The sequence below is a fragment of the Streptomyces sp. NPDC002206 genome (assembly GCF_053593595.1).
The window spans coordinates 36,619-55,911 of sequence record NZ_JBSFCW010000031.1; the positions used below are offsets into that span (position 1 = coordinate 36,619).

At 71.3% G+C, this 19,293-nt stretch carries 13 protein-coding genes and 2 pseudogenes; 7 read left to right on the plus strand and 8 right to left on the minus strand.

Annotated features, from left to right (window positions below; genetic code table 11):
- Positions 1 to 256 precede the first annotated feature (256 nt).
- Positions 257 to 2,608: a hypothetical protein gene (locus ACWCP8_RS33635; RefSeq protein WP_451120056.1), complete on the plus strand. Its 2,352-nt coding sequence runs from the start codon at positions 257 to 259 to the stop codon at positions 2,606 to 2,608.
- Here the strand turns inward: ACWCP8_RS33635 and ACWCP8_RS33640 are convergent.
- From ACWCP8_RS33640 to ACWCP8_RS33650, 3 genes are all read right to left on the minus strand, one after another.
- Positions 2,578 to 5,010, minus strand: coding sequence for a right-handed parallel beta-helix repeat-containing protein (locus ACWCP8_RS33640; RefSeq protein ID WP_356002305.1), 2,433 nt, complete (start codon positions 5,008 to 5,010; stop codon positions 2,578 to 2,580). The two genes, ACWCP8_RS33635 and ACWCP8_RS33640, sit on opposite strands and share 31 nt — an antisense overlap.
- A 151-nt stretch (positions 5,011 to 5,161) precedes the next feature.
- The gene (locus tag ACWCP8_RS33645) at positions 5,162 to 5,752 is read right to left on the minus strand and encodes an Rv1733c family protein (protein ID WP_382842347.1); all 591 of its coding nucleotides are present in this window, start codon (positions 5,750 to 5,752) and stop codon (positions 5,162 to 5,164) included.
- A gap of 410 nt (positions 5,753 to 6,162) precedes the next feature.
- On the minus strand, positions 6,163 to 6,642 hold the full coding sequence (locus ACWCP8_RS33650) for a DUF6643 family protein (RefSeq protein ID WP_352267177.1): 480 nt from the start codon (positions 6,640 to 6,642) through the stop codon (positions 6,163 to 6,165).
- Positions 6,643 to 6,899: 257 nt separating this feature from the next.
- On the opposite strand from ACWCP8_RS33650, the gene ACWCP8_RS33655 reads away from it, so the two are divergent.
- A complete protein-coding gene (locus ACWCP8_RS33655) occupies positions 6,900 to 8,255 on the plus strand; it encodes a TerD family protein (RefSeq protein WP_451120024.1) in 1,356 nt (451 codons plus the stop codon).
- 6 nt (positions 8,256 to 8,261) lie between these two features.
- Here ACWCP8_RS33655 and ACWCP8_RS33660 read toward each other — a convergent pair.
- Together ACWCP8_RS33660 and ACWCP8_RS33665 are read right to left on the minus strand one after the other, a co-directional pair.
- Positions 8,262 to 9,930, minus strand: a pseudogene (locus ACWCP8_RS33660) (IS200/IS605 family accessory protein TnpB-related protein).
- A gap of 225 nt (positions 9,931 to 10,155) precedes the next feature.
- Positions 10,156 to 11,334, minus strand: a complete 1,179-nt coding sequence (locus ACWCP8_RS33665; RefSeq protein ID WP_356002311.1) for a glycosyltransferase — start codon at positions 11,332 to 11,334, stop codon at positions 10,156 to 10,158.
- A 58-nt stretch (positions 11,335 to 11,392) separates the two neighbouring features.
- On the opposite strand from ACWCP8_RS33665, the gene ACWCP8_RS33670 reads away from it, so the two are divergent.
- Together ACWCP8_RS33670 and ACWCP8_RS33675 are read left to right on the plus strand one after the other, a co-directional pair.
- The gene (locus tag ACWCP8_RS33670; protein ID WP_352267175.1) at positions 11,393 to 12,178 is read left to right on the plus strand and encodes a glutamate racemase; all 786 of its coding nucleotides are present in this window, start codon (positions 11,393 to 11,395) and stop codon (positions 12,176 to 12,178) included.
- 68 nt (positions 12,179 to 12,246) lie between these two features.
- Entirely contained in the window at positions 12,247 to 12,810 is a 564-nt protein-coding gene (locus ACWCP8_RS33675) for a hypothetical protein (protein ID WP_352267174.1), read from the plus strand.
- A gap of 38 nt (positions 12,811 to 12,848) precedes the next feature.
- Here the strand turns inward: ACWCP8_RS33675 and ACWCP8_RS33680 are convergent, their stop codons facing one another.
- Complete coding sequence (locus ACWCP8_RS33680; protein ID WP_352267173.1) at positions 12,849 to 14,006, minus strand: O-antigen ligase family protein; 1,158 nt, start codon at positions 14,004 to 14,006, stop codon at positions 12,849 to 12,851.
- A gap of 194 nt (positions 14,007 to 14,200) precedes the next feature.
- On the opposite strand from ACWCP8_RS33680, the gene lnt reads away from it, so the two are divergent.
- Positions 14,201 to 15,793: an apolipoprotein N-acyltransferase gene (gene lnt / locus ACWCP8_RS33685; RefSeq protein ID WP_352267172.1), complete on the plus strand. Its 1,593-nt coding sequence runs from the start codon at positions 14,201 to 14,203 to the stop codon at positions 15,791 to 15,793.
- A 33-nt stretch (positions 15,794 to 15,826) separates the two neighbouring features.
- Positions 15,827 to 16,306, plus strand: coding sequence for an NUDIX hydrolase (locus ACWCP8_RS33690; RefSeq protein WP_352267171.1), 480 nt, complete (start codon positions 15,827 to 15,829; stop codon positions 16,304 to 16,306).
- 88 nt (positions 16,307 to 16,394) lie between these two features.
- On the opposite strand, the gene ACWCP8_RS33695 is transcribed toward ACWCP8_RS33690, so the two are convergent.
- The gene (locus ACWCP8_RS33695) at positions 16,395 to 17,777 is read right to left on the minus strand and encodes an MFS transporter (RefSeq protein WP_451120029.1); all 1,383 of its coding nucleotides are present in this window, start codon (positions 17,775 to 17,777) and stop codon (positions 16,395 to 16,397) included.
- A gap of 512 nt (positions 17,778 to 18,289) precedes the next feature.
- Between ACWCP8_RS33695 and ACWCP8_RS33700 the strand changes: the two genes are divergently transcribed.
- On the plus strand, positions 18,290 to 18,811 hold the full coding sequence (locus ACWCP8_RS33700; protein ID WP_451120031.1) for a hypothetical protein: 522 nt from the start codon (positions 18,290 to 18,292) through the stop codon (positions 18,809 to 18,811).
- Between the two features lie 211 nt (positions 18,812 to 19,022).
- Here ACWCP8_RS33700 and ACWCP8_RS33705 read toward each other — a convergent pair.
- Positions 19,023 to 19,262: pseudogene (locus tag ACWCP8_RS33705) on the minus strand (2,3-diaminopropionate biosynthesis protein SbnA); the annotation flags it as partial.
- Positions 19,263 to 19,293: the final 31 nt, after the last annotated feature.

Here is a 19,293-nt window from a genome sequence, read left to right on the forward strand (position 1 = left end):
AGGCTGGCCGTCTGTCGGACGGGGTCATCCTGCCACGCAGCTCCGTCCGGCGCCGCACTGGGGAGATTCGGTGAGACGGGTGCCACCGCGGCCGTTGTTCCGCGATTCTGGTGACTGCGCATCAGCACACGCCCGGAACGTCGCGAGAGCGAGAGAGCGAGTCACACACGTGCCCCCTGTCACTCAGGCCCCGCAGAGCACGGGGGCCGCGCTGGAACTGCTTGTCCATGGCGTCGGCGGAGCCACTCCCCAAGGCATGCTCGACGATCCGCGTATCGCCCGGGTCACCGGTGACGCGACGGCGGCCATCTACCGTCGCACTGGGGACATCGACGCCGAACAGCACCCCGAGCGGTACCGGGACCGGCCCATCGAAGAGGCCTACTGCTGGTCCAACCTCACCTCCGGCAACGGTTCCCGCGCGCTCTGGCTCCTGCTGCTCCCGTTCATGGTGGTCAACCTGGCCCACTGGATGCGGCCCACCGCCAAGGGCCGCACCCGCGCGGTGCGGCTGTACGGCGTGCTCGTCCGGCTCGTCGCCCTCAGCCTCACCGTGCTGTTCACCGCGGCAGCCTGCGAGGTCGCGCTCGATCTGGTGGCCTGGCAGTGCGCGGGCGTACCCGACTGCTCGAACCGGCGGTCCTGGCTCGGCTTCCTTTCGACGGCGCAGGGCGGCTGGTGGTCGCAGCCGGGCCGCCGGCTCGCGCTCGCGGCCCTGGTGCCCACCGCGCTGGTGGGACTGCTCTGGTACCTGTCCAACCGGACCTGGAGCGCGTACGAGTCGCAGCGCCCGCTCACCGGCGCCGAGCCGGACGACAACGCTCCTGACGAAGACGTTCTGGACGATGTTCCTGCCGACCCTCCCAGCGGTCGTTCCGGCGGCCCTTCCGTCGGCGGGATCGACGCCACCTCCACCCCCGTCGTCCGCCCCGCCCTCGGCCGCCCCGGCTTCTGGTACGGCCGGCGGCTCGTCGCCCGGCTGCGGGCCGCGCACACCGCCGCCGGGTTCCTGACCGTGGCAGCCTCCGTCGCGGGCGCCGCCGCCCGGCACGACCGCGCCGTCAGCGGCCCCGTGCCCGACCTCCTCGGCCGGCTGCTCGAGGCAATGCTCGTGCTGGGCACCCTCGTTGTGCTCTGGGTGGTCTGCCGTCGCGGCCGCAGTGAGCGGCGGATCGACAACCGGCTCGACCGCGCCGTCATCAGCTGTCTGCCGGGCGCCGCCCTCGCCCTGCTCGTCCTCGCCGTCGGGTACGCCGCCTGGTCCCGCCCCGGCTGGGTCTCCGCGGGCTCGCTCCCCGGAGACGTCACGTTCCGTGTCCTCACCGTCGGCCAGGGCGCTCTCGTGGTCGCCCTCACGGTGGTGGCGCTCGGCCTGTACCGCCGGACGCCCGAGCCGCGTACGGTCATGTACGGACTCGGTGGCCCCGCGGTCGCGATGCTCGCCTGCGCCCTCGGCGGCGTCATGTCCGGCGGGGTCGCCCAGCGCGTCGCCGACTGGCTCGACGGCTCCGGCACCCCCGGCATGGGGCGGGCGTCCGTCATCGACGGGCCGCCGGTGCTGCTCAGCTGGCAGGCCTCCGTCATCCCCGTGCTCCTGGTGCTGTTGCTGGTCCCCGCCGCCGTGCTGGGCGTACGCACCTGGCTCGCCGCCCGCGCCCTGGAGCCGGAGGTCGACCAGGAGTACGGGCAGAAGCGGCCGGACGCCGCCCGTACCCGGCAGATCGCCAGGATCCGGGCCACGGCCGCCCTGACCGACTCCGCACCCTGGCTGCTCGGCCTGGTCTCCGGCGCCACTCTGCTGCTCGGCGCGGGGGCCGTCGCCGGCGCGTGGGCGAGCGGAGAGGTGCCGGGACTGGCACTGGACGGTGCCGGCCCGTTCATCGAGTCGGTGGCGGAAGCGGCCCAGTCGACCGGATCGTGGATGGTCGGTTTCGGCTTCATCCTCTTCGTCAGCTGGGGGCGGCGCGCCTACCGCGATGCTTCCGCCCGGCGCACCATCGGCATCCTCTGGGACGTCGGTACGTTCTGGCCGCGCGCCGCTCACCCCTTCGCGCCGCCGTGCTACGCCGAGCGTGCCGTCCCCGACCTGGCGTCCCGGATGTCCGGCTGGACCGGCCGCACCCGCGGCAGGCTCGTCATCTCCGGCCACTCCCAGGGCAGCGTCCTCGCGGCGTCCGCGGTCTGGCAGCTTCCCGCAGAGACCCGGAAGCGGGTCGCCCTGCTCACCTACGGTTCGCCGATCGAGCGGCTGTACGGGCGCTGGTTCCCGGCCTACTTCGGTCCCGGACCGCTGCACGGACTGCACCGCTCCCTGCACTGCTGGCGCAATCTGTGGCGGGCCACCGACCCGATCGGCGGCCGGGTCCGGCTCGACGACGGGTCCGAGCCCGAGGTGGACCGGGGGCCCCTGCGGGACCCGCTGGTCTACGGGCGTACCCAGGAACATCCGCTGCCCGAACCGGTGCTGGGTCACTCGGACTACCAGGCCGACCCGGTCTTCGCCGAGGAGCGGGCCGCGCTGCTCGCCCGGCTCGGTCCGCTCCTGCCCCGCCAGGCCGACGGGGGCTCCGGCGAGACTCAGGGGAGTTCCGGCAGGTCCTCCGGGTAGAGCAGGGTGAGGTCGTCCGTGCTCGGCTCGGCGAGCTGGGCGACCCGGCCCGCATGCCGCTCGACCATCGACTCGAAGGTCTGGCGGGCCGTGCGGCCGTTGCCGAACGCGGGGCCCTTGGGCAGCTCGGTGAAGTACTTCAGCAGTGCATCCCCGGTGCCCTCGGCCAGGCTGTACTCGTGGTCCTCGGCCTGCTGCTCGACGATCCGCAGCAGTTCGGCGGGCTCGTAGTCGCTGAAGGTGATGGTCCGTGAGAAACGGGACGCCACGCCGGGGTTGACGGTGAGGAACCGCTCCATCTCGTGGGTGTAGCCGGCGACGATGACGACCACCGCGTCCCGGTGGTCCTCCATCAGCTTCACGAGCGTGTCGATCGCCTCGCGGCCGAAGTCCCGGCCAGAGTCCTCGGGCGACAGGGCGTACGCCTCGTCGACGAACAGCACGCCACCGCGCGCCCGGTCGAAGGCCTCCTGGGTGCGGATGGCGGTCGAGCCGATGTGCTCGCCGACCAGATCGACCCGGGACACCTCGACGAGATGCCCGCGCTCCAGCACGCCCAACGAAGCGAGGATCTCGCCGTACAGCCGGGCCACGGTGGTCTTGCCGGTGCCGGGGGAGCCGGTGAAGACGAGATGGCGCCGCACCGAAGCGGCCTTGAGCCCGGCCTCCAGACGGCGGCGGCCCACCTCGATCATGTCCGTGAGGGCCCGCACCTCGCGCTTGACGCTGTCCAGGCCCACCAGCGCGTCCAGTTCGCCGAGAACGGCGCCCGACGTACGCACCGGCTCGGCGGGCACGTCGATGACGGCGGGCGCGACCGCACGCTGCGTGGGTACCGCACCGAGCACCCCGGGGGCCGCCTCGGTCGCCGTCAGCACCGTGGGCGGCGGGGGAGGGGGAGCGCGCAGCCCGCTCTCGTCGCTGGTGCAGTCCTCCACGACCGGGCCCGTCCCCTGACCGTCGCCGTGCGAGCCGCCTTCGGCGAACTCGTAGCCCCCGCGGGCACACCGCTCCGTGCGGCATCGGGTCAGCGTCGTACGGCAGCCGTCCATCACATGGAAGCCGTATCCGTCGCTTCCGGTGACCCGGCAGCTGTGGAACGTCCCGCGGCCCTCGGCCGAGACATAGAAACCGGCCTCGGCGGGCGAGGTGACCGTGCAGCGTTCGATGGTCGGGTCGGCGCCCTTGGTGACGATGACGCCGGTCTGCGCCGCGTCGATGGTGCAGTTGTTCAGCGTGCCGCCGCTGCCGTGGTCACGGAACCAGGCGCCGGTCGACGCCTCCCGGATCCGGCAGTCGTCGAGCTGCGCGGTCGCCCCGTCGCTCACCGAAACGGCCGTGTTGCGGACCTGGGTGAGATCGCTGTCGACGACATCGGCGCGCGACCCCCGGTCGAGGACGAAGATCGCGTCCGGCACGTCGTGGACCCGGCAGGAGTCCAGTATCACGGTCGCCCCGTCGCTCACCCAGACCGCCGGGTAGTCACCCGTACTGTCGTGGATCTCGCACTGGTTGGCGTCGACCCGGGTGCCCGGGTCCCACACGGAGAGGCCGTTGCGGCCGAAGCGGCGCACCGTGGACCGGGTCAGCGTGAGGACCGAGCGGGAACGCAGGTCCACCGCGTTCTCCGGGATGTCATGGATGTCGCAGTCGGCGAGCGTCAGCACCGCATCCGTGTCGAGCGTGACCCCGTCCGACGAAGTGCGGTGCACCGTGCAGTCGGTGAGATGGGCGGTGGCGCGTGCCGTCACCTGTATTCCGCTGCCCTTGATCTCGTACACCTCGCAGCCGACCCCCTCCAGAGCGCTGCCCTCACCGGTGACACTCAGCCCCGCGCCCGAGGCGTGGTGGATGCGGCAGCGCTCCAGCCGCGGATGCGCACCGTCGCGCACCGAGACCCCGGCCTGCCCGGCCGCGACGATCTCGCACTCCTCGAACACCCCGCCCGCACCGTCGAGCACGGCGATGCCGACCCCGGCAGGGTTGTCGACCGTGCAGCGGCGCACGGTGGGACGGGCCGCACCGCGCACCTCGATCCCGGCGGCGGACCGTGTCACGATCCGCAGATCCGCCAGTTCCGGAGCGCCGTCCTCGATGAGGAGCGCGGGGGCCGCCGAGTCCTGGCCCTCCACATGCAGATCCTGGACGACGGCGGAGGCGCGGAGCGTCAGCGGTACGCCGTCGACCGGCGCGATCCGTACGGAGCCGACGGAGCCCTCAGGGCCGCGCAGCGTCACCGCGCGGTGCAGGACCAGATTCTCCCGGTAGGTGCCCGGCGCGACGGTGAGGACATCACCGTCCGCCGCGGCCTCCAGGGCCGCGGTGAGGGAGGCGTATTCGCCAGTGCGGCGCCGCCACCGCGATGTGCCGGTGTGCGTCACCTGGACCGTGCCCTGTGCCATGGCGCTGCTGTGCCCCCACCTCGTGCGTGTGCGATGCCCTGACCACCGGTCTCGCGGCAGCGGTCATTCCGGGTCCGCCCGCCGAAGAGGCGGGCGGGCCGGTCCACCGTAGCGCGCGCGGAGGGCGGGAGTTGACGCGATCAGCAGCTCGTCAGCTGCCGGTGCCCGTCCTGCCCCAGTCCGGACCGGCCTCCGCCCATGCTCGGTCGAGTTCTGCGTACCGCCGTTGCACCATGCGCCATACGACCAGACGCCGCCCGGCCTCGACCAGACCGATGCCGATCAGCGTCACCCCGAACCCGGCCAGCACCGCATGCGTGTGGGCCGTCGCCGCGTCCATGGGGCGCGGCGCCGGGTGGCCCTGCGGATCTGTCCAGATCCGCACCCGGGCGCCGGGTTCCGTGACCCGGGAGGAGGTCATCACCGTGCCCCTGAGGGGTGTGCCGTCCGGGGCCTTCCAGCGCGCCAGCACCGGCGTCTGTGTCGCACGCTCCGAGTACACCTCGGGATCGGTGACCAGGTGCCGCGCCCCCGGCGCCCGGCGCACCACGACCGCCGTCGTGGCATGGCGCTGCGTCTGCTGGAACCGCACCGACTGCTGCAGGACGTCGTCGGTGAGCGCCCCGCACAGCCAGCCGAGCGCCGGCGCCGCCAGCACCATCAACAGCAGTGCGACCAGAGCTACCCATGCCTCGCGCCGATCGGTGGCCCGGCGCAGGGGATTGTGTCTCCAACGCCACACTCCCGATACCGCTCGCACAGTTCTGCACCCCCTTCCGCATCCGTCATAACCTGATACGGCAAAGTTCGCGCGCTGGAGCAGCGAAGAGAGAGCTACTTCACCCCGTTCAACGCACGGGCGACCCCGGTGAGTTCCCCCTCGACCGGTCCGTGGTGAGCAGGTGGTGACGAGACGGCCGGCCGGTGCCGTGCGCGGCCGCTGACGTGGTGCGACGGCCCGGTCCGCGGCGGCGGACGGCATCCGGCGGCGGTCGCCGTCGAGTCCCCATGGCTCGACGGCGCACTTGACTGGATGCATGGGCACAGCACGCAGTGCGGAAGGACGCTTGCGCGCATCCTGCCGGTCCGCCGGACAGGCCCGTGTGCGGCGGGTCCCTGCGGCTCGGTACGCCCTTGCTCCGTACCTCCGGCTCAGTACCCCCGGCCCTGGTACGGGCGGTTGTACGGGTCCTCGTACGGAGAGGGCGTGGGTGCGGGCCGTGGCGAGGCCGGGCGCATCGACTCGTACCCGGTACTCGGCGCGGGGCGCTGCTGCTGGGGCTGAGGCGCCTGATAGCCGCCACGCATTCCGGTCGGCTGCTGCGGGATGTACGGCGCCGGGGCGTGCTGCAGATGAGCCGGCTGCATCGGCGCGTAACCCTGCTGCTGGGCGGCCATCGGCTGCGGGTAGCCGTACGACGGGTTGGGCTGGGACGGCGCCGCGGGAAGAGCCGGGAGCGCCGCCGGGAGGGCCGGCAGGTAGCTGTGGCCGCTGTCATAGGCGGCAGGCACTCGGATCGGGGCGATCTGAGGGGTACCCCGCTCCGCGACCAGGGAGTCGTAGATCGGAGTGTCGGGGAACGACGGTGCGGCGTAGTAGCCGCCGCCGTAGGTGGAGCGGGGGGAGGTCATGGAACATAAGTTAAGCCCACGATGTGCTGGTTGGGGAGCCCGATAAGAGGGTTGGTTTACGAGATGTGAGTGAACCAGGATCCCCAATGCGAGCGAACTTGGGAAAAAAGGGCGCCCGAGCGCGTTGGAATCGTGTAAAGGGCGAGTTCACGGGGGGTTACCGGCGGATCGCCGGACGGGGTCGGTCATCGCTGTGGGCTCCGCAAGGGAGGGCGGATTAGGTTGACCCGGGAAAGACTTCGGCAGCCGTACTCGCGATGGGGGCGAGCATGACCATGCTAAAAGGAACCAATGTTCCGGTGGCGGCTCAGGCCGTGCGGGTCGAATTGGGGTGGCGTACCACGCCGGGCGCACCGGACGTCGATGGATCGGCGCTCCTGCTCGTGTCGGGAAAGGTACGCAGCGACGCGGACTTCGTGTTTTACAACCAGCCGGTGCACGCCTCGGGCGCGGTACGTCACGAGGGCAGACGGAGCGTGGCCGACGGCGTCACGGACAGCCTCGCGGTGGACCTGGAGCGGGTGGAGCCCGCCATCGATCGCGTCGTCCTGGCCGCCTCCGCGGACGGTGGCACCTTCGGACAGGTGACGGGACTCCACGTACGGATCATGGACGCGTCGGACGGCACCGAGATCGCGCGCTTCGACAGTGCCGACGCGACGGTGGAGACCGCGTTCATTCTCGGTGAGCTGTACCGGCGGCAGGGGGCCTGGAAATTCCGGGCCGTGGGCCAGGGGTACAGCAGCGGTCTCGAAGGTCTCGCGACGGACTTCGGTATTTCCGTCGACGAACCACAACATCCCCAGCAACCTCAGCAAGCGCAGCAGCCTCAGTCGCCTCAACTGGCGACGCGAGTTGACCTGCCGCCACCGCCACAGGTGTCCCCCGGGCAGTACCCCCAGTCCCCGCCTGCCGCCCCGATGGCACCACCCGCACCTCCGACACCCCCTCCCGCCCCGCCGGTCGCTCAGCCCGTCCGGCTGACCAAGGTGACGCTCACCAAGGAAGCGCCCTCGGTCTCCCTCGCCAAGCAGGGCGGAACTTCGGGAGCCATGCGCGTCAATCTCAACTGGCAAGTGCGCAAACAGTTCACGGGCTGGGGCAGCAAACTCGGCAGAGCCATCGCCAACCACGCGGACCTCGATCTTGATCTCTGCGCCCTCTACGAACTGACCGACGGCAGGAAGGGAGTTGTCCAGGCGCTCGGAAACGCCTTCGGCGCTCTCGGGCAGCCCCCTTATATCCATCTCGACGGAGACGACCGCACCGGCGCCGTCTCCACCGGCGAGAACCTGACCATCAACCTCGATCACAAGGACCGGCTCCGCCGCGTCCTGATCTTCGTCACCATCTATGAAGGCGCCCGGAGTTTCGCCGATCTGCACGCGACCGTCACCCTGCAGCCACAGCACGGTGCCGCGATCGACTTCTCGCTCGACGAATGCACCGTCCCCTCCACAGTCTGCGCGCTCGCACTCATCACCAACAACGGCGGAGACCTCACCGTGCAGCGCGAAGCCCGCTATCTCGTACCCGAGCGCGGGGTGAGTCCGCAGCGCACCATCGACTACGCCTACGGGTGGGGGATGAACTGGACACCCGGCCGTAAATGACCGTTCCTAACCAGCGTGCATGAGTGAGTCTTGGGCCCTCTGCTGCGTGCTGGGTGCATCCCGAACGGTGTTGGATGCACTGGTCCCCCGCTTTCGCTTCCCGCTCGGCGACGGCCCTCCAGGGGGCCGGTCCGTTGTGGGTGGGCGGGTTCCCTCACGCCCCCGGTCACCTGGTCCGGCCTGGGCGGTCCGATGCCCCGCACGATCACTCCGGTCATGCGGGGGCGGTGCCGTCCTTCCCCAAGCTCTCAACTCCGTTCGAGCAGGGGATACCCCATCCCGGACCGGGTGTCCGAGGGCGCGTCTCCCGATCGCGATGCCCGCGGCATCGTGACGGGACATCTTTCGGCGTGGGGTGGCCAGCGGTTTCTGCCAGTGCTGGGCACCCCACAGGCTGGTGTAGGCGGGGTCGACCGCGACGATCGCGAGGCCGCGTTCGGCGGCCATGGAGACCAGCCGGGCCTTGAGCTTCCCGGTGGGGATGCCGGAGATGAGCTGGCGGAACCGCTTGCGGCGGCCGTGCTTCTCCCTGGTCTTCTCAGGCGTGAAGTCGAGGTCTTCGATGCCGATCGCGGCGACACCGACACACTTGGCCCAGTTGATCAGGCGGGTCAGGGCGTGGCGGATCTGGGCGTCTCGGTGACCGGCCGAACCGGACAGGTCGTAGCCGAAGCGGTGCGGATCGCCGACCGGGTTGCCGTGCCGGTCGAGAAGGTAGGCGGCGAAGTGGTCGGCGTTGGTGTCGACGCCGATCATGCCCCGGGCGCGGGCAGTCTCGAACGGGATGGTCTGCACGAGGGGGCGCTGCCAGGATGCGGTGAGGTACCAGCGGCCGCGCTCCGTGTCGAGGTGGATGCGGTAGGCGACGGCCCGGTTCGCGGTGATGCGGTCGGCCCACTCCTGGCCCCGGTGCGCGAACGACACGGTGGAGGTGAGGGTGTACCGGCCGTGCCGGGCGTTGGCCAGGTGCGCGAGCGGGGCAGGCAGTCTGATGGACACTTCGCCGTCCGGAGTGACGCGGATCGTCTCGTTCCCGAACCGCTTCCCCGACTCACCATCGGCAGCGATGAACCAGCGTTCCGCTTGCCAGCGTTCCCGCCACTGCGCCTCGGTGAGACCGGCCTGGGCGAGGTGGTGGCGGGTGTTCAGGAGACGCTTGCCGCCCCGCACCACCCGCACCCGTCCGGCCTGCCGGTCGGCGACAGCCGCCGTGTGCCGCGCCTCCAGCGCCGCGAGGCGCCGGGACTTGCGGAACCACTCGCTCTTCGACCGGTAGCCGCCCGCCACGCGCTTGGCGCCCTTCTCCCCGACCGGGAGGGACAGGCGGTGCCGCAGGGTCCTGATCCCGGCATCCAGCTTCCGGATATACGCCGCCTGGCAACGCCGCGCCAGCGCCCACTGATCGTGCGTGGCCTTTGGTGATCGCACCCGCGATCCGCGACGACGACAGCGCCGTCAGCTCCCGCTTACGCGACGCCCAGGTGTCCGCACCGTGCTCCAGACCGTCCACACAGCGAGCCCTGAGATCACGGGACGCCAGCGCACCCTGATGCTCACCGACCGCACGCAGCACCCTCTCGTCCTGGGCGGTCAGGTGCTTGAGACGGTCCCGGACCGCCACCCCGCACGGCCCGGGCACCACAAAGGGGGCCGTCAGCTCTCGCAAGGTACCCACCACATCACCCCTCCTCAGGCCGGACACCTGCCACCCAGCCCAACGAGCAACAGCCACCAAGGTCACCCATTCGGCCCCAGAACCCCCGTTCCCACCTCCGCAAACCCACCCACAGAACTCACTCCCGCACGCCACCACTCACTTCGGCTCAGTAAACCGACAGCAGCTCACCACCCCCGGTCCGTCCGGTCCCGCCACCGCCGGCGGACCGGTACCGCCATCCGCTCAACGGTCCGGCGCGGCCTCGGGACGGGCGTAGGTACGCCCCTTCCAGGCCGCGCCACGGCCCCGGTAGTGCTGCAGCGCCGAGTCGACCGTCATCAGCAGATAGAGCACGGCCGTGAACGGCAGCAGTGGCGCCAGCCAGAGCGACTGCCGGTAGAAACCCAGCATCGGCATATACGTCCCGGCCATCACCACCCACGCCGCGCCACCCGCCCACGCCGCCGGCGGATCCCCGCCCAGCAGCCCCGCCGCGAGCGTGACCGGCGGTGCGAGATAGACGAGCGCGAGGCCCAGCACCGTACCGACGAGCAGCAGCGGGTTGTGCCGCAACTGGGCGTACGCGCTCCGCGAGACCATCCGCCAGAGATCCGCCAGCCGGGGATACGGCCGCACACTGTCCACCCGCTCCGCGAGCCCCAGCCAGATCCGGCCGCCGCTGCGCTGCACCGCGCGCGCCAGCGACACATCGTCGATCACCGCCTGCCGGATCGACTCCGGCACCCGCGCCTGCTCCGCGGCCCCGGTCCGCAGCAGCACGCACCCGCCCGCCGCGGCCGCGGTCCGCGCCGTCGCCCGGTTCACCCACCGGAACGGATAGAGCTGCGCGAAAAAATACACGAAGGCCGGCACGACGAGGTGCTCCCATGCGCTCGCCACCCTCAGTCGCGCCATCTGCGAGACCAGGTCGAACCCGCCGGAGCGGGCAGCGGCGACCAGCTCCCGCAGGCTGTCCGGCTCATGCGCGATGTCCGCGTCCGTCAGGAGCAGGTACTCCGGCGCCGGCTCCCGGGCCCGCGCCAGGGAGATCCCGTGCCGCACGGCCCACAGCTTGCCCGTCCAGCCCGGCTCGGGCTCCCCGGGCGACACCACCGTCACCGGAAGCCCGCCGTACTGCACGGACAGCGCACGGGCCAGGTCCCCCGTGCCGTCCTTGCTGCAGTCGTCGACCAGGATGACCTCCGCGGCCCCCGGATAGTCCTGCGCCAGCAGCGACGGCAGACTCACCGGCAGCATGTCCGCCTCGTCGCGGGCGGGCACGACGATCGCGACCGACGGCCAGCCGTCCGGGGTCGTGCGCCGCGGCAACCGCTGGTCGGTCCGCCAGAAGAACCCTTGTCCCAGCAGCAGCCACATCCATGCGGCAAGCGAACCAACGGCGATCCAGGCAACGGCACTCATTCGCCGCAGTCTGCCCCACTGTGACGAGACCGCAAGGGCGGTCGACTATGGTGACCGGGTGAAGATCGCGCTCATGGACTCCGGAATCGGCCTGCTCGCGGCGGCCGCCGCGGTACGCCGGCTGAGACCCGACGCCGATCTGGTGCTCTCCTCCGACCCCGACGGCATGCCGTGGGGTCCTCGTACGCCGCAGGACGTGACCGCACGCGCGCTCGCCGTGGCCCGTGCGGCGGCTGCCCACCGGCCCGACGCACTGATCGTCGCGTGCAACACCGCCTCCGTACACGCCCTGCCGACGCTCCGCGCCGAGCTGGAACCCACGCTGCCGGTCGTCGGCACCGTCCCCGCGATCAAGCCGGCCGCGGCCGGTGGCGGTCCGGTCGCGATCTGGGCCACTCCCGCCACCACGGGCAGCCCGTACCAGCGCGGACTCATCGGTGACTTCGCCCGCTCGGTCGCCGTCACCGAAGTTCCGTGCCCCGGTCTCGCCGACGCCGTGCAGAACGCGGACGAAGCCGCGATCGACCGTGCCGTCGCGGCGGCGGCCGCTCTCACCCCACCGGACGTAAGGGCCGTCGTTCTGGGCTGCACCCACTACGAACTGGTCGCCGAGCGGATCCGGTCCGCCCTACAGCAGCCCGGCCTGCCGCCCGTCACGCTGCACGGCTCCGCCGGGGCCGTCGCCGCCCAGGCGCTGCGCCGGATCGGCGCCGTACCCGCTCCTTCGGCCGAACCGGCCACCTCGCTCACCGTGCTCCTCAGCGGCCGCGCCGCCGAGTTGCCGGACGTCGCCCTGGCCTACGCCGAGGGCCTGCTGCTGGGGGCCGTCAGCCCTGCCCGCTGAGCCTGCGGCGGCCCGGTGAGGGCCGTCGGAGCCGTCGCGGCTGCCCGGATTCTGAGTACGCTGCTGGCATGAGGGACCAGCCCCGAAAACCGACGCATGCCGGAGCCGAGACATCTCCCGCCGTCTGGACCGGCCGGGCCACCAACAAGGTGCAGTGGGTACTCGCGGCCGCCGGTGCGGCCTGCACGGCCCTGGGTATTCAGCTCGCGGTGAGCTCCAACTGGACCTCCGGCGTCATCCCGCTGCTGATGTCTGTGATCGGCTGCGTGGCGGCCGGACTCCTCATGCTGTTCGGCACGCTCGCCTTTGTGAACGTGGCCGTCCGGGTCGACGGGCACGCCCTTGAAGTGCGCTGCGGCCACATGGGGCTGCCGCGCCGCCGGATCCTGCTCACCCACGTGGTGGGCGCGGATTTCGTACCCCGGGTCACCCCGCGCCAGTGGGGCGGCTGGGGCTACCGCTGGCGCCCCGAGAAGGGCACGGCGGTGGTGGTCCGCAAGGGGGAGGGTCTGGTCGTCAGGCTCGGCGACGGCAGGAGCTTCACGGTCACGGTGGACGACGCGGAGGCGGGCGTACGGTTCATCCGCGAGCAGCTCCAGATGCCGGCGGCCGGCGCAGCGGCCGGTGCCTGAGCGGGTAAGAGCCTGAGTGGTTCAGCCGCCCCGGCCGGTCAGAGCGGGGTGCGATCCGCCCGTGGGCCACGTTCGGCCGTGGTCTGCGTCCCGTGCGCGGAACGTCCCGCATCCTCGTCACCCTCCGTGCGGGTCCCGTCAGCCGCTCCTGCCGTGTCCGAAGGGGCTCTGCCGTCCCCGATGGGCAGCCGGGCCGATGCCAGCCCTGCGAGCAGTCCTGCGCCCGCCGTCACGGGCGTGAAGCTCAGTGCGTTTCCGACACTCGCCAGGGCCGCCAGCGCGGTGAGCGCGGCACCCGCCGTCAGGACGACTGCCGTGGAGCGGGGCGAGCGCCGGAGCACGTACAGCAGCCAGCCGAAGGCCGCACCCAACAGCGTCACCCCCACCACGCCCTGTTCGGCGGCCTGCTGCAGCGGCGCCGAGTGAGGCTTACCGTCGGACCGCAGAGTGTGCTGGGCGGTCGGGCTCATCTCGGCGAACCGGTCGGGTCCGACGCCCAGCACCGGATGCTCCTTGGCGAGCGTCACCGCGTCCTGCCACAGAAGCACGCGGTTCCCGGTGAGCTGGCCCTCCAGGGAGATCATCAGGCCGTCGGGCAGCGCTTCCTCCGCCACCGCCCACGACGCACCGACGACCAGCGCCGTGACCAGTGCGAACCCGGCGAGCCCGAGCAGCCTGCGGCGCACTCTCGCCGCGGCCAGCGAACAGAGCAGTACCCCGAGCGCCGCGACGAATCCGGCCACCGACCGCATGGTCAGCGCGGCGCAGGCGGTACCGAACGCGAGCAGCCGCAGTGCGAGGCGTAACGGAGCCCGCCGGGCCGCCGCGGCCGCGCAGCAGGCGGCGCCCGCAGCCAGTACCAGCAGCGCGGCCGCCGCCCCGGTGTGCCCCGGCGCGATGTCGACGGCGGCGGTGGCCCCCGGCATGCCACTGCTGCGTGAGAGGAGGGCCATGACGAGGGCGGCGACGGCGGCAGCCGAGGCGGTGGCCACCGGCAGCAGCGTGCCGCAGATCCGACCGCAGGCGAAGCCCGCGGCGACGGCCAGCAGTGCCAGCAGCACGCCCTCCGGCCTGGTCTCCCGCCCGGCCGCGCTGACCAACGACCAGATCGCGCAGGCGGCGAGAATCACCGCTCCGGCTCCGTCGGACGCGTTGCCGCGTTCCCGAGCCGCGTACCCGCCTACCGGTGCAGTCATCCGTCCGACCCCCCGAACTGTGACCGTCCCGTCCGCGACGGCCGGATGCGGCCGGTCGGCGGGGGACTGGCGCACACGGTAACGGCAGTGGTGCGACTTTGTGGAGGAAAAGCGCAGGAACGATCCGGCATGGATGATTCCGGCAATGGCACGGGACTGCCCCGCACACAGCCGACCACCGTAGACTCCGCCTGGTGAGCGCCACCATCACCGCAGTCGACGACCCACAGTCCACCCCTACGGCCGGGGGCAGACGGCTTCTGCCGGGGCTCGTACGGCCTGCCGCGGCCGTGCTCGCGGGGGTGATGCTGTACCTGAGCTTCCCGCCCCGGCCCCTGTGGTGGCTGGTTCTGCCCGGCTTCGCACTGCTCGGCTGGTGCCTGCACGGCCGTCGGCTGCGCGCCGGATTCGGCCTGGGCCTGCTGGCCGGCCTCGGCTTCATGCTGCCGCTGCTGCACTGGACGGGCGAGGAGGTCGGCCCCGTCCCATGGCTGGCGCTCGCCGTCGCCGAAGCGCTGTTCGTCGCGGTGGGCTGCATCGGGATCGCCGCCGTGTCCCGGCTCGCCTGGTGGCCGGTCTGGGCCGCCGCCGTCTGGACGCTGGACGAGGCGGTCCGGGCCAGGGCGCCCTTCGGCGGCTTCCCCTGGGGCAAGATCGCGTTCGGACAGCCGGACAGTGTGTTCCTGCCGCTCGCGGCCGTCGGTGGCACACCGCTGCTCTCGTTCGCGGTGGTGCTGTGCGGCTTCGGCCTCTTCGAAGCGGTGCGTTCCTTCCGTACGTACCGCAGCACCGGTCAGGTCCCCCGAGCCGCGGTCGCCGCCGCGGCCGTGACCGTCCTCGTACCCCTTGCCGGGGCGCTGGCCGCGCTGCCGCTCGTCGACGACTCGGCGGAGGACGGCACCGCGACCGTCGCAGCGATCCAGGGCAATGTGCCCCGTCTCGGACTCGACTTCAACTCCCAGCGCCGCGCCGTCCTCGACAACCACGCACGCCGTACCGAACAGCTCGCCCGCGAGGTGAAGGCGGGCAAGGTACCGCAGCCCGACTTCGTCCTGTGGCCGGAGAACTCCTCCGACCTCGACCCCTACCGCAACGCGGACGCGCGGATCGTCATCGACGACGCCGTGAAGGCGATCAACGCCCCCACCGTGGTCGGCGCGGTCGTCGAGCCCAACACCGGCAAACTGCGCAACACCCTCATCCAGTGGGACCCGAACGGCGGCCCCGTCGCCACGTACGACAAGCGCCACATCCAGCCCTTCGGCGAGTACATGCCGATGCGCTCGATCGCACGCGTCTTCAGCTCGGACGTCGACCGGGTGCAGCGCGACTTCGGACCGGGCAAGAAGGTCGGCGTCTTCGATCTGGCGGGCACCCAGGTGGGGCTCGTCACCTGCTACGAAGCCGCCTTCGACGATGCCGTACGGGACACCGTCGAACACGGCAGCCAGCTGATCGCCGTCCCCAGCAACAACGCCACCTTCGGCCGAAGCGAGATGACGTACCAGCAGCTGGCCATGAGCCGGGTGCGGGCCGTCGAGCACAGCCGGTCCGTCGTCGTCCCCGTCACCAGCGGGGTCAGCGCGATCATCCGCCCGGACGGGACGATCGTCCAGCAGACGAAGATGTTCACCGCGGACGCGCTGGTGGACAAGGTGCCGCTGCGCTCGTCCCTGACCCCCGCGACCCGGCTGGGCACGCTCCCCGAAGGGCTGCTCGTGCTGATCGCCGTGGCGGGACTGGGCTGGGTGGCTGTCCGGTCGGTACGGGTCCGCCGCGCGCGGTGAGCGGCACCGGGCGGGCCACGTATGGTCGTCCCCATGGCCACTCCTGACTTCATCCGCGAACTCCGTGTCACTGCCGGTACACAGCTGCTCCTGCTGCCGGGCGTCACTGCCGTGGTCTTCGACGACGAGGGCCGGGTTCTGCTCGGGAGACGCGCCGACACCGGCAAATGGTCGGTCATCGGTGGCATCTGCGAGCCGGGGGAGCAGCCGGCCGTGTCGGCGGTCCGCGAGGTGTACGAGGAGACCGCCGTGCACTGCGTGGCGGAGCGGGTGGTGCTCACGCAGATGCTCGATCCCGTGCAGTACGCGAACGGCGACCGGTGCCAGTTCCTGGACGTCACCTTCCGCTGCCGGGCGACCGGGGGCGAGGCGCGCGTCAATGACGACGAGTCGCTGGAGGTGGGCTGGTTCCCGGTCGACGCCCTGCCGCCGCTCAACGAGTTCGGGCTCCTGCGAATCAAGCAGTCGCTCACGGACGAACCCACCTGGTTCGAGCCCGCGGGGCAGCAGTGACGCAGTAGCAGCAGCCGCTCATGCAGACGCCGGACGGGCTCGACCACTCAGCCCGTCCGGCGATTCCAGGACTCACACAGTCAGATGCTCATGCGGTACGGGCGTCGGCGACCACAGCCGCGGACGCGTCCCGCTCCGGTGCCGCCTCGATGTTTTCGAGGTCGCGGTGCCGGGTCTCCTTGGCACAGACGACCGCCAGCACGGTGATGAGCGCCGCCGCGATCACATACAGCGAGATCCATGTCGAGCTGTGGTGGTTCTCGTATAGGGCGGTGGCGATGAGCGGCGCCGGGGCACCGGCTGCGACCGAAGAGAACTGAGCACCGATCGACGCACCCGAGTACCGCATCCGGGTCGCGAACATCTCCGAGAAGAAGGCCGCCTGAGGCGCGTACATCGCCCCGTGGAAGATGAGCCCGACCGTGACGGCGAGCAGCAGGCTTCCGAAGCTGCTGCTGTCGATCAGCGCGAAGAACGGGAACATCCACAGCCCCACACCGACCGCCCCGATCAGATAGATGGGCTTGCGGCCGAACCGGTCCGACAGCGCGCCCCACACCGGGATGACCGCGAAGTGGATGGCGGAGGCGATGAGTACGGCGTTCAGCGCCGTCTGCCTGCTCAGGTCAGCGGCAATCGTCGCGTACACGAGGATGAACGCCGTGATCACGTAGTAGCTGATGTTCTCCGCCATCCTGGCCCCCATGGCGATGAGGACATCCCGCCAGTGGTGCCGCAGCACGGCGACGAGCGGCATCTTCTCGGCCGCCGCGGCGGCTCCCTTGCGCTGCTCGGCCTGCGCCAGCGCAGCCTTGAACACCGGTGATTCATCGACAGAGAGACGAATCCACAAGCCGACGACCACCAGCACACCGGAGAGCAGGAACGGGATGCGCCAGCCCCAGGCCCCGAAGGCGGAATCCGACAGCAGCGCGGTGAGCGCGGAGAGCACCCCGGTCGCGAGCAGCTGCCCGGCTGGCGCCCCGGTCTGCGGCCAGGAGGCCCAGAACCCACGCCGCTTCGCATCCCCGTGCTCCGATACGAGCAGCACAGCCCCGCCCCACTCACCACCGAGGGCGAAGCCCTGCACCAGTCGCAGGGCCGTGAGCAGTACCGGAGCGGCGGCACCGACGGTGGCATGCGTCGGCAGCAGCCCGATGGCGAAGGTCGCCGCACCCATCAGCAGCAGACTCAGAACCAGCAGCTTCTTGCGGCCGAGCCGGTCGCCGTAGTGTCCGAACACCAGGGCGCCGAGTGGCCGGGCTGCGAAGCCGACCGCGTAGGTGAGGAAGGAGAGGAGCGTTCCGACGAGCGGGTCGGACTGGGGGAAGAACAGCGTGGGGAAGACGAGCGCGGCTGCTGACCCGTAGAGAAAGAAGTCGTACCACTCGATGGTGGTCCCGATGAGGCTTGCGGCGACGATGCGCTTGAGCGAGCGGGTGGTTGGCGGTGCGGATGCCGAGGCGGCCATGGGTACCACTTCCGGACGGTTGCGGGGACGTTTCCGTGTCGCCACACCGTAGGAAGGGGCAGGTCAGGGGCGTATGTGGTGGGAGACCATAGTTACGGACGCGGCTGTGCGCGCGGCCACCATGAGGCAGAGGTTCGGGCTCCGATGAGGTCGGCTGAGCGGGCACGGGCGCCTGTCCGAGTTGCGTCGTACGACATGGTTCGGGGGCTGGTGCTGATGCCCGGGCTCGTTTGGTGCTGACCTGGAACCCCACGTCAGCACCCCTGATTGCCTCCGCCGTCAGCTGGTGCGTTTCGCCGACCCGAGGCCGGCCGACGCCGCCCACCGTCCCGCCTCGCAGTCGGGGCACCGAGTACCGGATCCGGCAGGGAGGCCGTGTCCGGCCCACAGGTCATGAACTGGCCGGTGAGGCCCGTCACCAATTGCCGCGCCCGCACCGTCTTCCGGCTCGACGCAGGCCCTGGATACTCTCTGCGCGACGCAGCACGCGCCGAGGCGGTCGGGGGATGGTCATGAAGTGCATGATGGGCGTGACCGGGCTGGTGATCGTGACACTGTGCGTGACGGGCTGTGCCGGGAACGGGGACCCGCCCGAGAGCAGGGCCGGTGGAACGCCCACTGCAACCCGCTCCGACTCGGCCAGGACGACCTCTGGCGGCACACCGGCACCGGGTACCTCCGCGAGCGCACCGGCCCTGGAGCCGGACGCCGTCCTCGTCGCCTTCACGGAAAGCGGCGGCATCGACGGACGGCACAACTCCCTCGTCATCTACGGTGACGGCAGATACGTTGCCGTCACCCCCAAGAGGAAGAACCGGTCTGGCAGGATGAAGCCGGGCGATCTCACCGAACTCCGCGCCGCGCTGGCGGAAGTGGACTTCTCCCGACTGCCCTCCCGGCCGACCGGCCCGCCCGTGTTCGACGGCATCACCCGCGTGATCGTGCACGACGGCCACACGGCCGTCGACAACGGTGGCACGTCCCCCGCCGGGGCCTTGGCCGCGGTGTACCAGGCGCTGCCGCCGATACCTTGAGGCGACTTGGACTTGGCGGCGCAACAACGGTGCCGGCACGGTGATCGCGAGGGCTGGGAATCGTCAGCCGGCGCGCATCGCCTGCACTGCCCCCGCCGTGGTGGGTTGTGGCCGGGCAGACCGCTGCCACGGCGGCGAAATCGGGGTCGGCCGGCAGGCAGGCCGTCCAGCTGACGATTCGTCCACCCAGGTGCGCCAGGCGTAGTTCGGCTCAGGTCCTACGACCCTGCAGCTGATGGCGCTGGTTGCCATTGCGGTCGCCGGTCTGCAGGTCCGGCCGCCGGCGCCACCGTACCGGTGACGTGGCGGAGGCTGCCCAGGAATCGGCGGGCGCCTCGTGGGAGTTGAGTACGTCCTCACCGTAGATGTCCTGCAGCCAGTTGGTGTGGTAGATGGTGTCGAGGTAGCGCTCGCCGAGGTCCGGGCCGATGGCCACCGCGGTGAGCTCGCGCGCGGATCCGTTGTCCGGTTCGAAACCGTTG

Coding starts and splice junctions, on each gene's coding strand:
- ACWCP8_RS33635 (WP_451120056.1), top strand. CDS start 257: ATGCTCGACGATCCGCGTATCGCCCGGGTCACCGGTGACGCGACGGCG.
- ACWCP8_RS33640 (WP_356002305.1), bottom strand. CDS start 5,010: ATGGCACAGGGCACGGTCCAGGTGACGCACACCGGCACATCGCGGTGG.
- ACWCP8_RS33650 (WP_352267177.1), bottom strand. CDS start 6,642: ATGACCTCCCCCCGCTCCACCTACGGCGGCGGCTACTACGCCGCACCG.
- ACWCP8_RS33655 (WP_451120024.1), top strand. CDS start 6,900: ATGGGGGCGAGCATGACCATGCTAAAAGGAACCAATGTTCCGGTGGCG.
- ACWCP8_RS33665 (WP_356002311.1), bottom strand. CDS start 11,334: ATGAGTGCCGTTGCCTGGATCGCCGTTGGTTCGCTTGCCGCATGGATG.
- ACWCP8_RS33675 (WP_352267174.1), top strand. CDS start 12,247: ATGAGGGACCAGCCCCGAAAACCGACGCATGCCGGAGCCGAGACATCT.
- ACWCP8_RS33680 (WP_352267173.1), bottom strand. CDS start 14,006: ATGACTGCACCGGTAGGCGGGTACGCGGCTCGGGAACGCGGCAACGCG.
- ACWCP8_RS33690 (WP_352267171.1), top strand. CDS start 15,827: ATGGCCACTCCTGACTTCATCCGCGAACTCCGTGTCACTGCCGGTACA.
- ACWCP8_RS33695 (WP_451120029.1), bottom strand. CDS start 17,777: ATGGCCGCCTCGGCATCCGCACCGCCAACCACCCGCTCGCTCAAGCGC.
- ACWCP8_RS33700 (WP_451120031.1), top strand. CDS start 18,290: ATGAAGTGCATGATGGGCGTGACCGGGCTGGTGATCGTGACACTGTGC.